The organism is Pseudomonas sp. 05L36 (assembly GCF_056398125.1).
The window spans coordinates 53,039-66,575 of record NZ_JBFTOU010000031.1 but is presented as its reverse complement, the minus strand read 5'-3'; the positions used below and the strand labels follow the sequence as shown (position 1 = coordinate 66,575).

The 13,537-nt window shown below is 60.5% G+C and carries 10 protein-coding genes and 2 pseudogenes; 2 read left to right on the top strand and 10 right to left on the bottom strand.

Annotation, left to right across the window (positions count from 1 at the left end):
- Window positions 1–235: 235 nt before the first annotated feature.
- The 3 genes from ycaC to AC1DKH_RS26070 form a co-directional block, all read right to left on the bottom strand.
- Entirely contained in the window at window positions 236–862 is a 627-nt protein-coding gene (ycaC, locus tag AC1DKH_RS26080; RefSeq protein ID WP_095942550.1) for an isochorismate family cysteine hydrolase YcaC, read from the bottom strand.
- Window positions 863–918: 56 nt separating this feature from the next.
- Window positions 919–1,602, bottom strand: coding sequence for an isochorismatase family protein (locus AC1DKH_RS26075; protein WP_477754664.1), 684 nt, complete (start codon window positions 1,600–1,602; stop codon window positions 919–921).
- Between the two features lie 92 nt (window positions 1,603–1,694).
- Window positions 1,695–2,561 (bottom strand): pirin family protein, encoded by an 867-nt coding sequence (locus AC1DKH_RS26070; protein WP_477754663.1) that lies wholly within the window; start codon window positions 2,559–2,561, stop codon window positions 1,695–1,697.
- A gap of 104 nt (window positions 2,562–2,665) precedes the next feature.
- On the opposite strand from AC1DKH_RS26070, the gene AC1DKH_RS26065 reads away from it, so the two are divergent.
- On the top strand, window positions 2,666–3,574 hold the full coding sequence (locus tag AC1DKH_RS26065) for a LysR family transcriptional regulator (protein ID WP_477799738.1): 909 nt from the start codon (window positions 2,666–2,668) through the stop codon (window positions 3,572–3,574).
- 61 nt (window positions 3,575–3,635) lie between these two features.
- Here AC1DKH_RS26065 and AC1DKH_RS26060 read toward each other — a convergent pair whose 3' ends face one another.
- The 7 genes and pseudogenes from AC1DKH_RS26060 to AC1DKH_RS26030 form a co-directional block, all read right to left on the bottom strand.
- Window positions 3,636–6,875 carry a transporter substrate-binding domain-containing protein gene (locus AC1DKH_RS26060; RefSeq protein WP_477799737.1) on the bottom strand — a complete coding sequence of 1,080 codons (3,240 nt, stop codon included), beginning with the start codon at window positions 6,873–6,875 and terminating at the stop codon, window positions 3,636–3,638.
- Window positions 6,876–7,502 carry a response regulator gene (locus AC1DKH_RS26055; protein WP_477760269.1) on the bottom strand — a complete coding sequence of 209 codons (627 nt, stop codon included), beginning with the start codon at window positions 7,500–7,502 and terminating at the stop codon, window positions 6,876–6,878. It abuts the gene before it with no gap.
- A 108-nt stretch (window positions 7,503–7,610) separates the two neighbouring features.
- On the bottom strand, window positions 7,611–8,012 hold the full coding sequence (locus AC1DKH_RS26050; protein ID WP_477799736.1) for a chemotaxis protein CheY: 402 nt from the start codon (window positions 8,010–8,012) through the stop codon (window positions 7,611–7,613).
- Between the two features lie 126 nt (window positions 8,013–8,138).
- Window positions 8,139–8,855: an MgtC/SapB family protein gene (locus tag AC1DKH_RS26045; RefSeq protein WP_477799735.1), complete on the bottom strand. Its 717-nt coding sequence runs from the start codon at window positions 8,853–8,855 to the stop codon at window positions 8,139–8,141.
- Window positions 8,856–9,008: 153 nt separating this feature from the next.
- Window positions 9,009–11,723: a magnesium-translocating P-type ATPase gene (gene mgtA / locus AC1DKH_RS26040; RefSeq protein WP_477799734.1), complete on the bottom strand. Its 2,715-nt coding sequence runs from the start codon at window positions 11,721–11,723 to the stop codon at window positions 9,009–9,011.
- Between the two features lie 587 nt (window positions 11,724–12,310).
- Window positions 12,311–12,478, bottom strand: a pseudogene (locus tag AC1DKH_RS26035) (SidA/IucD/PvdA family monooxygenase); the annotation flags it as partial.
- On the bottom strand, window positions 12,475–12,957 hold the full coding sequence (locus tag AC1DKH_RS26030) for a sigma-70 family RNA polymerase sigma factor (protein ID WP_477760268.1): 483 nt from the start codon (window positions 12,955–12,957) through the stop codon (window positions 12,475–12,477). The gene AC1DKH_RS26030 and the pseudogene AC1DKH_RS26035, both read right to left, overlap by 4 nt.
- 220 nt (window positions 12,958–13,177) lie before the next feature.
- Between AC1DKH_RS26030 and AC1DKH_RS26025 the strand changes: the two are divergent.
- Window positions 13,178–13,411, top strand: a pseudogene (locus AC1DKH_RS26025) (cyclic peptide transporter); the annotation flags it as partial.
- Window positions 13,412–13,537: the final 126 nt, after the last annotated feature.

Genomic DNA, 13,537 nt, shown 5'->3' with positions numbered 1-13,537 from the left:
TCTAGCCAGATGCATTCTTTATCGGCGCTTGGGTGAAAGGAGGAGGGGCGAAATCTCCCACGGATCTGTACTGCGCTAACAGTCAGAATCGAGCTTTGTCCCTCCTCCTCCCTTCAAGTCCTAGCATACAAGCGAGCTTGCTCGCGATGGCGTCGGGTCAGCCAACATTGATGTTGACTGTGACTCAGTCATCGCGAGCAAGCTCGCTCCCACAGGGGTATGAGTGATACCGAAGCTATTTGCTATTGGCCAGCGTGCTGTAGCTGGTCATCAGGTTGCGGTAATCCGGAATATGGTTGGAGAACAGCGTGCCCAACCCTTCGATGTCGTTGCGCCAGTCGCGGTGCAGTTCACAGGCCAGGCCGAACCAGGTCATCAATTGCGCGCCCTGAGCGGTCATACGGTTCCACGCCGATTCGCGGGTCAGTTCGTTGAAAGTGCCGGACGCGTCGGTGACCACGAACACCTCAAAGCCTTCGGCCAGTGCCGAAAGCGCCGGGAATGCTACGCAAACTTCCGTCACCACACCGGCGATGATCAGTTGTTTCTTGCCGGTGGCCTTGATCGCCTTGACGAAATCTTCGTTGTCCCAGGCGTTGATCTGCCCCGGGCGAGCGATGTACGGCGCGTCCGGAAAAAGTGCCTTGAGCTCGGGCACCAGCGGGCCGTTGGGACCGGTTTCGAAACTGGTGGTGAGGATGGTCGGCAGCTTGAAGTACTTGGCCAGGTCGGCCAGGGCCAGCACGTTGTTCTTGAAACGATCCGGATCGATGTCGCGCACCAGCGACAGCAGGCCTGCCTGATGATCAACCATCAGAACCGCGGCGTTGTCCTTGTCCAGACGCTTGTAGGAAGTAGTCATTGCAGTAGTCCTCGCGTGTTATCGATGCCGAGTGGAAATCGGCGTGGGGTCACCGGTCAGCGCTGGGAGTCCAGCACCTCGTGTTCGTTCGCCACTTGTTGGGCCTTGAGGTAACTCTCGATCAGCAACTGATAATGCGGCATGGCCTGGGCGTAGACAGCGGCCCACTGCTCGGCATCCGGACGGTTCCACGAGCCTTGCAGCTCGGATAGCGTCGCCATGATGTCGATCGGCACCACCCCGGCCTGGGCCAGACGGGCAACGGTCAACTCGGTGGCCAGTTTCGAGTGGTTGCCGGAGGCGTCGACCACGGCAAACACCTTGTAGCCTTCATGCACCGCCGCGATGGACGGGAACGCCAGGCATACGCTGGTCAAGGTGCCGGCGATCACCAGGGTTTTCTTGCCGGTGGCTTTGACCGCCGCGTGAAACTCCGGGTTGTCCCAGGCGTTGATTTCACCTTTGCGCGCCACGTACTGCGCATGGGGTGCGGCCTCGTGGATTTCCGGGATCAACGGCCCGTTCGGCCCCTGGGGAACGGAAGCGGTGGTGATCACCGGCATCTTCAGCAGGGTCGCGGCCTTGGCCAGGGCAATGGCATTGGCGCGCAGTTGGGGCACGTCCATGTCCTTGACGATCTGGAACAGTCCGCTCTGATGGTCGATCAACAACATGGCGGCATCGTTGGGATCGATAGTCGGTTTCTGGCCATTGAAATTGGCCGCATTGACGGTACTCATGTGCGTTTCCTCTTTCTTTCAGGCAATAGCCATCCCTGGCCTCGGACCGGCCTACGCATCCTGTGTAGAACGGGTGTTTGAAACGAAACGGGTTAAGCGTGCATCCGGCCGAAGCGACCGGACTGGAAGTCGGCGAAGGCCTGGTGGATTTCCTGCTCGGTGTTCATCACGAACGGCCCGTGGCCAACAATCGGCTCGTCGATCGGCTCGCCGCTGAGCAACAACACCACCGCGTCTTCGCTGGCTTCGAGGGTCATTTGATCGCCCTTGCGATCGAACAGGGCCAACTGCCCCTGGCGCACCGACTCCAGGCCATTGACCTGAACCGTGCCGCGCAGAACCACCAGCGCGGTGTTGCGCCCTTCATGCAGATCAAGGGTGAGCAACTTGCCGGCATTCAAACGAATGTCCCACACGTCGACCGGGGTGAAGGTGCGCGCCGCGCCCTTGTGGCCGTCGAACTCACCGGCGATCAGGCGCAGGCTGCCGGCGTTGTCCTGCAAGGCGATGTTCGGGATGTCTCCGTCGAGGATCGTCTGGTAACCGGGGTCGGCCATCTTGTCCCTGGCCGGCAGGTTGACCCACAACTGCACCATCTCCAGGGTGCCACCGCTCTTGGCGAAACCCTGGGAGTGAAACTCTTCATGCAGGATCCCCGAGGCCGCGGTCATCCATTGCACATCGCCGGGGCCGATCTTGCCGCCACTGCCGGTGGAGTCCCGGTGCTCCAGTTCGCCCTTGTAAACGATAGTCACGGTTTCGAAGCCACGATGAGGATGCTGACCAACGCCACGTCGTTCGCTGGTCGGGGTGAACTCCGCGGGGCCGGCGTGATCGAGCAACAGGAACGGGCTGATGTGCTTGCCCAGGCTGTCGTAGGAAAACAGCGTGCGAACCGGAAAACCGTCGCCAACCCAATGGGTCCGTGGACTGGTGTAGATACCGATGATGTTTTTCATGGTGTCTCCTTATGAGGTGGGTGAAGCCATGGACAAAGCTTAAAACCGTGACCTTTGCTGCGCTAGACTGCAAAAATCAGCTTTAGCGTTCTATTTGGAGAACGATGGTGGAAGACCTCAACACCCTCTACTACTTCACCCAGGTGGTGGAGCATCACGGTTTCGCAGCGGCGGGCCGGGCACTGGACATGCCCAAGTCCAAGCTCAGCCGACGCATTGCCGAACTTGAAGAGCGCCTCGGCGTGCGCCTGCTGCACCGCACCAGCCGGCATTGCTCGTTGACGGAAATCGGCCAGGCCTACTACCAGCGCTGCCTGGCCATGCGGGTGGAGGCGGAAAGTGCCGCCGAACTGATCGAGCGCAACCGCTCCGAGCCCCAGGGCCTGGTGCGTGTCAGTTGCCCGACGGCACTGCTCAATTCCTGGGTCGGGCCGATGCTGACCCGCTACATGCTCAAGTACCCGTTGGTGGAGTTGTTCATCGAGAGCACCAACCGCCGGGTCGACCTGATTCACGAAGGCTTCGATATTGCCCTGCGGGTACGCTTTCCGCCGCTGGAAAACACCGACATGGTGATGAAGGTGCTGGGCAACAGCACCCAGAGTGTGGTTGGCAGCCCGGTCTATTTATCGCGCCTGTCGACACCGGCCTCCCCGGCCGATCTCAGCGGCTTGCCGAGCCTGCACTGGGGCGCGGCGCAGCGCGAATATCAGTGGGAACTGTTCGGTGCCGATGGCAGCACCGCGATGATCCGGCATGCACCGCGGATGGTCACCGATGACCTGTTGGCCCTGCGCCATGCGGCGGTCGCCGGGATCGGCATCGTGCACCTGCCCAGTGTGGTGGTGCGCGACGAAATCGCTGCCGGGCAACTGGTGGAACTGGTGCCGGGCTGGGCGCCGAAAAGCGGTGTCATCCACGCGATCTTCCCCTCACGTCGGGGCTTGCTGCCTTCGGTGCGCACGTTGATCGATTTTCTCGGGGAGGAATTCAGCCGTAGTGATATCGCTTAGCGGCGGGGGTAAGGCTTTGGACCGAGTCGCGGCCTTCGCTGGCAAGTCGGATCAAGCACCTTCAATCCTGTTCCAGACGCTGGTCCAGGCGGGCCATGGCTCGCTGCAACTGGTCGACGGCATCGTCGATCAGTGCCGCGCGGCCGTCACTGCACGCCCGCTCCAGTTGTTCGCAACACTCGACCAGGCCAAGCGCTCGCACCATCAGCGCCCCGCCCTTGATCCGGTGTGCCAGCGTCTGCAGACCCGGGCGATTGCCGTTGGTGTGCAAGGCCAGCAAATGCACACGGTCCTCGCGGTTGGTCAGCGCCAGATCGTGCATCAGTTGATCGATCAACTCACGATCCGAATCCACATAGTGTTCCAGCCCGCTCAAATCGAATTCGGCGAAGCCAGGGTCGACGATCGCCGCTTGGAGCGCACTGGAAAACCGCCGGGCCAGCCACGCCTGCAAGTCCACCAGGCGAATGGGTTTGAACAGGCAATCGTCCATCCCCGCCGCCTTGCACCGGTCCTTTTCCTCGGCCTGCGCGTTGGCGGTAAAGCCCAGAATCAGCGTCGGCGACAGCCCCTGCACCCGCTCTTGCTCACGTATCGCGCCGGCCAGCTCGTAACCGCTGAGTACCGGCATGTTGCAGTCGGTGATGACCAGATCGAAACCGTGCCCGTGCCTGCGCCCGCGCCACTGTTCAAGCCCCTGTGCCCCGTCTTCAGCCAGCACCACGCAATGGCCCAGATAGCTCAGCTGCCGCGAGAGCAACAGGCGATTGGCCGGATAATCGTCGACCACCAGAATCGACAACGCCCGGGTCGTGAGCTGCGCCGGATCCTGGGACACCACCTCGGCGGGTAACGTTTGCAGGACGGCCAGCACCAGGCTGATGTCCACCCGCGTGCCGCGCCCAGGCTGACTGTCGAGTTGCAGCCGGCCGCCCATCATTTCACACAGGGTACGGCTGATCACCAGGCCCAGGCCGGAACCCTGCCGGGCCGTCTGCTGGCTATTGCCCGCCTGCACAAACGGACTGAACAGGCGTTGCTGGTCGAGAGCGCTGATACCGATGCCACTGTCCTCGATACTCAGACAGGCAGACAGATGCGCCGGGCCTTGAGGCAGCACCCGCAGTATCAGGCTCACCTCACCTTCTCGGGTGAACTTGATCGCATTGCTCAGCAGATTGGACAGCACCTGTTTGAAGCGCGTGGGATCGAGCATCACGTCACAGTCACTGCGCGCGTCGAGATCGACCCGCCACTGCAGATTCTTTTGAATCGCCAGCCCTTCGAAAACCCGGCAGACCGACGTCACCAGCGCGTGCAGATTGACCCGCTCCGGCGCCAACGACAAATGCCCGGATTCGATCCGCGCGACATCCAGAATGTCGCCGATCAAATCCAGCAACTGCTGCCCGGCGTTGGACGCCACCTCGATGGCGGCGCGGTCGGTCACCCCTTCATCGGCCCGTTTCAGTGCCAGTTCGAGCATGCCGATCAAGGCGTTCATCGGCGTGCGGATTTCATGGCTCATGGTAGCCAGGAACGTGGTCTTGGCCCGGTTGGCGTCGTCCGCCGCGTCCTTGGCTTCCTGCAATTGCCCAAGCAATTGCTGGCGCTGACGAATCTGCCGCCGCTGCCAGACGATCCCGGCCAACGCGAACAACAGCATGACACCCGCCGCCGAAAACGCCTGCACGATCGCTTGTCGGTGTCGCAGCCAGTAACTCTGCTCGACCATCGAGTCATAGCGCCAGGGTTGAGTCAGCTCGTCAATTTCTTCGGGGGGAATACTCAGTAATGCCTTGTCCAGAATCGAATGCAGTTCGGTGGCCTCCCGACTGGTTGCCAGGGTGCTTCGGGCGGGGTCGGTGCCCACGGTGCTGGTCACTTGCAGGCGATCGCGATACTGCCGGGAAATCAGGTAACGGGCGCTGATCAACGAGTTGATACCGCCATGGGCCTTGCCCTGGGCGACCATTTCCATGGCGTCCGTCGACAGTGGCGCATCCACCAGCTCGATCAGCGGGTATTGCTGGCGAATGTACTCGCCGGCAATGTTGCCCTGGGTCAGCGCCAGGGTTCTCCCCGCCATGTCATCCAGCGTCCTGGGGCTGTCCGCGTCCACGCGGGTCACCAGCACCGACGGGCTGCTCAGAAACGACCGGGTGAACCGCAATTCATCTTCACGCTGGGAACTGAGGCCGATACCGGCCAACACATCGATCTGGCCGCTCGTGATGCCCGTCATCATCTCGGCCACCGACTTCATGCCCTGAATATCAAATTGCAACCCGGTGCGCAAAGTGATTTTCGCCAGCACATCGACGCCGATACCGCGAAACTGGCCTTCGCTGTCGACAAATGAAATCGGCGGGATATTTTCGTTGATCGCGACCTTCACCCGCGGGTGGCGTTCGAGCCAGTGCTGTTCGGCCACGCTCAATTGCAAAGACTGAGTGCCCGGGATATGCACCCCGTTGGCCCCCCAACGGCGCAGGATGTTCATTTGTTCATTGGTGGTGATGGCCGCCAGCGCCTTGTTGACGATGCGCAATAGCGCAACGTTGTCGCGGGCTATCGCAAAGGCAAAACGCCCGGACTCCATGGGCGAGAAGTCCGTCAGGTGCACGTTGTTCAGGTAATTCCTGCTGATCAGATAATGGGCATTGATCGCATCACCGAGGTAGACATCAGCCTGGCCGAACGCCACGGCGCCCATCGCCGCCAGTGTCGAGGGAAACAGCTGGACCTGCGCTTTGGAATAGAACTGTTGCACGCTGTATTCGGGCAAGTAGTGATACAGCATCACCAGTCGCTTGCCGGCCAGCGTCGGGTCGAGCACCGGAGGGAAATCGGTGCGGGTGACCAGCACCGGTTGATCCACCGCGTAGGCGCTGGACATCTGTAGCTGCGGATCTTCGGCTTCGAATCGGTTGGCCGTTCCCAGCAGGTCGGCCTGCCCGTCCTTGATGGCCTGCACCGCGTCGGCCCGCGACGGATAACGTTGAACCTCGATGACGACATTCAACAATTGTTCCAGCAATCCGGCGTAATCGGCTGTTACGCCTTCGAACACCTTGCCTGCCGTGTTGAACTCGAAGGGGGGATAGTCGGGAGCCGAGACAGCCAGTACCAATCGGCCCTTTTGCTGCAACCAGCGCAACTCGGTTTCCGACCACCTGACGCTCAGGCCTTCGGCACTCGAGCGTCCCAACAGGGTCAACGACTGTTGTGCACAGACCGTCGATGCCCAGAGTAGAAGGCCAATCAGCACCCCACCTGCCAGTCGTCGGAGAGCGTTCATTCAGATCAATTGATTGCGCAGGGCGAAATCCCTCAAGTGCACCGACGAGCTCACGTTGAGCTTGAGGGTGAGACGGGTCTTGTAGGTACTGACGGTCTTGTAGCTCAGGTGCATGATCTCGGCGATTTCCAGGTTTTTCGAACCCCGGGCCAGGTACTGCAGAATGGTCAACTCACGGTTGGAGAGCTTGTCGATCAACTGCTTTTCACTGCGTTGCAACTCCCCCATCGACACGGAACTCGAGGGGAGCTGGGCGAAATAGGTATAGCCGGCCATCACGCAATTCACCGCCGCCTTCAAGTCATCCAGGTCCTTGCTCTTGGAAACATAGGCAACAGCCCCGGCCCGCATGCAGCGGTCCTGATAGAACTGGGCCTCCAGCGAGGTGAACACCACCACGCGACATCGCGTGTTTTCGGCCTTGATACGGTCCATCACCTCAAGCCCCGCCACACCCGGGAGACCCAGATCAAGCAGCACGACATCCGGTTGATGCTCGCGGATCAATGCCAGGACCTCATCGCCACGGGAGGCCTCGTAAATACTCTTGAATCCTTCACCCTTGAGTACGAGTTTGATCATGGATCGAACCACCGGATGATCTTCCACAATCAGTGCTGACTTCATGACAACTCCCGTGCAAAACAACACGATCGGGCAAAAAATGCCCTCCAGGCACTGCAGCGATTGGGCACAACGCTGCGCATAGACTTTTGCATGGAAGGCTGGAAAGTACTACCTGACAGAAATGACAGTTCCGACGAATGGTAGCCGACGATCGACAGCGCTCATCAACTGCGTAATGGACGCCAGGTCCGGCAGAGCGGCCTGGCTCAACCGGACTTTGCCCGCGACTGGCGACAACGGCGCCTGCCGTTCATTGAAGATAAACGCGTGATGAACCTGCGGGTTGTCGGCAAGGAAACTGAACAGGTCCAGCGCTCCAATTGCCATCGCCCCATTGACCAGCACCAGGTCCAGAGGCTCGCCACCGTACTCCACCAGTGCAAGGAGCTCGTCGAGGCTCTGCACCGGAGCCACCCGAAAATAGCCGAGCTGGTTGAACAGTCGCTCGATCCGCAGGCGGTTGAAGTGCTGCGCATCGGCGATCAGGATGCGCAAGGATTTGTTCGGCAAGGTGACCTCCAAAAGGATGTCGGTTTCAAGAGGTCGCAAAGCCTACGGAAGACCTTCCCGGGTTTATGTAGGAATATTCCTAAATAAATGCCGGTTAATCTGACGCTTGCCCGGGAAACCTTGGCGTTACTCCGTGGTACTCGGACTCCAGAACGCCTGCACCACCAGGCTCGACGTCGAAATCCGCGCCACCAGCGCATCCAGTTCATCACCATCGACCGAGGTGGTGGCCAGGGTGGCTTCGATTTCAATTTCATCCGCGCCGAAGGCATGCACATCGACATCGCTGGCCGGATAGTTGCTGCGCGCAAGCTCGGCTTCGAGCAAGGCCAGCACGGTTTTCTGCTGCGTACGCCGGGCAATGACATAGACGATGTTGGTGACTTCCGCCGAAATCACATCCAGCGGCTGACGGTTGATGTTGTTGACGATCGGCCGCAGCAAGGTGTTTGCCGCGAGCACGAACAAGGTGCCAAGCAAGGCCTCGGCCAGCAGGTCGGCACCGGCGCAGGCACCCACTGCCGCCGAGGTCCAGAGCGTGGCGGCAGTATTGAGGCCGCGCACGTTGCCCTCCTCACGCATGATCACCCCGGCACCGAGAAAGCCGATGCCGGAGACCACGTAGGCTATGACCCGCACCGCACCTTCGGCACCGGCCAGCCGGTTGGCCATGTCGACGAAAATCGCCGCCCCCACCGCCACCAGCACGTTGGTGCGCAGGCCGGCGGTGCGTTGCCGGTACTGACGCTCGAAACCGATCAGGCCACCGAGGATGAAGGCCGCGCTGAGGCTGACCAGGGTGTCGATCAGGGAGGTCAGGTTGAGGTTGTTAAGTGCTTGCATGATGAATCCCTTGAAAAATACACGCCCCCCCCTGTGGGAGCGAGCTTGCTCGCGATAGCGGTGTATCAGTTGACATGGATATCGACTGACACTCAGTCATCGCGAGCAAGCTCGCTCCCACAGGGGTTGCGTTGATTGGCCAGCCTCGCGGCTTTATTGCCAGCCAAACCGGCGAATGTAGAACCCCTTCACCGCCTGGGTCAGCGCCATGTACGCCAGCAGGATCACCGGCAGGAACACGAAGTACAGCGACGGCAACGCCTGCAATTTGAAGTAATGGGCCAGCGGGCCCATCGGCAGGAAAATCCCCACGGCCATGATCAGTCCGGTCATCACCAGCAACGGCATGGCCGCGCGGCTTTGCAGGAACGGGATCTTCGGCGTGCGGATCATGTGCACGATCAGTGTCTGGGTCAGCAGCCCGACCACGAACCAGCCGGACTGGAACAGGGTCTGGTGATCCGGGGTGTTGGCATCGAACACGTACCACATCAAGGCGAACGTGCTGATGTCGAAGATCGAACTGATCGGCCCGAAAAACAGCATGAAGCGCCCGACATCCGCCGGCTGCCAGCGCTGCGGTTGCTTGAGCATTTCGTCATCGACGTTATCGAACGGGATGGCGATCTGCGAAATGTCGTAGAGCAGGTTCTGCACCAGCAGGTGCATCGGCAGCATCGGCAGGAACGGGATGAACGCACTGGCCACCAGCACCGAGAACACGTTGCCGAAGTTCGAACTGGCGGTCATCTTGATGTACTTGAGCATGTTGGCGAACGTCCGGCGCCCTTCCAGCACGCCCTCCTCCAGCACCATCAGGCTCTTTTCCAGCAGGATGATATCGGCCGCTTCCTTGGCGATGTCCACGGCGCTGTCCACCGAAATACCGATGTCGGCGGTGCGCAGGGCCGGGGCGTCGTTGATGCCGTCGCCCATGAAACCGACCACATGGCCGTTGCCCTTGAGGAGACGGACGATACGTTCCTTGTGCGATGGCGTCAGTTTGGCGAAGACGTTGGTGGTCTCCACGGCTTTCGCCAACTCTGCATCCGTCATGCGTTCGATGTCGTTGCCCATCAGCAGGCCTTGCTGTTCCAGGCCGACTTCGCGGCAGATCTTCGCCGTCACCAGTTCGTTGTCGCCGGTCAGCACTTTCACCGCCACACCGTGGGCCGCCAACGCCTTGATGGCTGGCGCAGTGCTTTCTTTCGGCGGATCGAGGAACGCCACGTAGCCGATCAGCGTCAGTGCCTGTTCATCGGCCAGGCTGTAGGTGTCGCGCCCTTCGACCATTGGCCGTGCCGCTACCGCCACCACCCGCAGGCCCTCTGCGTTGAATGCGCCCGTGACCTGACGGATTCGCGCCAGCAGTTCTTCGGTCAAGGCTTCATCGACTTCGCCGTGACGTACCCGCGAGCAGACCGCCAGCACTTCTTCCACCGCGCCCTTGCAGATCAGCAGGTGCGGTTGATCGCGCTCGGCGACCACCACCGACATGCGCCGGCGGGTGAAGTCGAACGGGATTTCGTCGACCTTGCGAAACGCTGTGCCGACTTTCAACTCACGATGGATCTCGACGTGTTCGAGCACCGCCACATCCAGCAGGTTTTTCAGGCCGGTCTGGTAGTAGCTGTTGAGGTAGGCCATTTCCAGCACGTCATCCGAGTCGTTGCCCCAGACGTCGACATTACGTGCCAGGAAGATCTTGTCCTGGGTCAGGGTGCCGGTCTTGTCGGTGCACAGCACGTCCATGGCGCCGAAGTTCTGGATGGCGTCGAGGCGTTTGACGATGACTTTCTTGCGCGACAGGAACACCGCGCCCTTGGCCAGGGTCGAGGTGACGATCATCGGCAGCATTTCCGGGGTCAGGCCCACGGCGATCGACAGCGCGAACAGCAGCGCTTCGGTCCAGTCGCCCTTGGTGAAACCGTTGATGAACAACACCAGCGGCGCCATCACGAACATGAAGCGGATCAGCAGCCAGCTGACTTTGTTGACCCCGGTCTGGAACGAAGTCGGCGCCCGATCAGTGGCGCCGACCCGCTGGGCCAGGGCGCCGAAATAGGTGCTGTTGCCGGTAGTGAGAATCACCGCCATGGCCGTGCCGGACACCACGTTGGTGCCCATGAACAGGATGTTGTCCAGGTCCAGCGGATTGAGCGTGTCGCGGTCCTGCTGGCGGGGAAATTTTTCCACCGGCATCGATTCACCGGTCATCGCCGCCTGGCTGACGAACAGGTCCTTGGCGCTGAGCACCCGGCAATCGGCGGGAATCATGTCACCGGCCGACAGCACGATCAGATCGCCCGGCACCAGTTGCCTGATCGGCAATTCGATACGCTGCGCGCCGCGGTCCTCAAGGTCACGGCGCATCACCGTGGCGGTGTTGCTGACCATGGCCTTGAGGGCATCGGCGGCCTGGTTGGATTTGGTTTCCTGCCAGAAGCGCAGCAAGGTCGAGAGCACCACCATGGAGAAAATCACGATGGCGGCTTTCATGTCTTCGGTCAGCCAGGAGATGACCGCCAGCAAGGTCAGCAGCAGGTTGAACGGATTCTTGTAGCAGTGCCACAGGTGCGTCCACCACGGCAGCGGCTGTTCGTGCTCGACTTCATTGAGGCCGAATTGCTCGCGCAGGGCATCGGCTTCGAGTTCGCTCAAGCCATCGGTGTGACTGCCCAGGGTGTTGAGCAACTGACCGGTGTCGCTGCCGGCGGCGGCCACCAGGGTTTGCGCCAGGGTGGGCGGGACTTCACGGCTGACCGTGGTGTCGGTGAAGGTTTCCAGCAACGCCAGGCGACGGAAGTGCCGGGCGATGTGGCGGTTACGCAGGAAGCCTGCGAAGAATTCCTTGAGGGTAAGTTTCATGGCTGGTGCCCCTTTGGTCAGCCGGGAAACCGTCGAGCAGGCAGGTCCACGCCGCTGCCGCCGGAACAACCGGCAAAGCAAGGCCTGGCGCGCCGGTCACGAATGACAGGCGTGTCGATAGAGCGGCGACCACGACAAAAAGTCGAAACCACGCACTGTTCAGCGTCGATGAGAGGGACGTCGGGACATGGCCCGGACTGGCCATGATCAGGATGCCGCTGCTCGCTTTTCGGCGAGACAACGGCACAGGAGACTGCGCGTTATCTTGCCGAGAAAATGCCGGTTACCGAGACCGGCCGACAACTGTCACTCGAACAAGTACCCACTGTGGGTCTCCGTAATGGATGAAAACGCGCGAAGCTTACGCCCCGATGTTTGGCGAGTAAACCCGATACAAAAGCTTGCCGGGGGAATCGCGGGGTTCTTCAGGAAGGGTTCAGGATTGAGTGTTTTGGGTGATTTCAATCGCCCCATCGCGAGCAGGCTCGCTCCCACAATGGACCTGTGTTCACTGGACTACTGTGGGAGCGGGCTTGCTCGCGAAGGCGGCCTTACAGACGCAGCAAATCTCAGCTCGCCGTCGCCAACAACAAATCCACCACCACCGAGTAATTGGTGTTGTGGTACTCGTTCACCAGTCGTTCGCGCTCGCTGTCGGGTTGCTGGAACACCAGGTCGGTGAACTCCGGCGAGAACACTGCGTTGACGAAGGGGCTGTCGTCGACCGGCTTGAGTGCCGAGCCGCGCAGGATCACTGGGCGTCCCACTGGCGCATCCGCACACGGCAATGCTTCATGGCATTGACGATGTGCTTTTCGACCAGCGCACGGGAAATACCCAGTTGCTCGGCGATTTGCGGATGGGACAGGCCCTCGATCTTGCGCAACAGGAAACTCTCGCGGCACAACCGTGGCAGCTCCGCCAAGGCCCGCTGGAGCATGTCCAGGCGCTGGCCGTGATCGAGGACCTTGTGCGGCGAAGGCGTGAAGTAGCGTTCTTCGCTGTCGAGTACGTCCAGCGGCTCAGCGCGACGCAAGGCGTTGCGTCGATGGTCATCGATGACCAGATTCAATGCAGTGCGATAAAGAAATGCCCGGGGCTGCTCGATCGGCGCTTCGCTGGTGCGTTCCAGCACGCGCAGGTAAGCGTCATGCACCACATCTTCGGCCACCTGGCGGTTGCCCAGCCTGGCGTTCAGGAAACACACCAGCTCGCGATAGTAGTTTTCCAACATGACTCCCGTCCGCCTGGGGTGCGGTTTCTGTCCTTGAGCCGTTCCGGCGACCGCTGAATCACGCAGCGGCAAGATAGTGGCAATTTGAGTCGCGTAATTTATAGTAATTCTCATATAGATTTAAAGTACTGCTTCGACTTGCCCGGTAAATTGTCTCGAACCCTGTAGGAGCGAGCTTGCTCGCGAAGGCGGTGGGTCAGTCGAGATCAGTGTTGAATGCCTGGCGCTGGTCAATGCCTGGCTGGAAGAACGCCCGGTGTTGGTGTTCGACGAATGGGCCGCCGACCAGGACCCGACCTTCCGCCACATCTTCTACACCGAGCTGCTGCCGGACCTCAAACGCCTGGGCAAAACCATCATCGTCATCTCCCACGACGACCGCTATTTCGACATGGCCGATCAACTGGTGCGCATGGAATCGGGCCGGGTCGTCACCGAGCGCGCGACCGCCTGACGGTCGTTGCCGCACGCAGACCATTGTTTTTTGAAGTTTGTTCTCCGGTTTAGCCAAAGTGGTCCGTCTAATAATAATTATCATTATCTAAAAAACTGCACACACCATTCTGGAGCGATTCGAGCA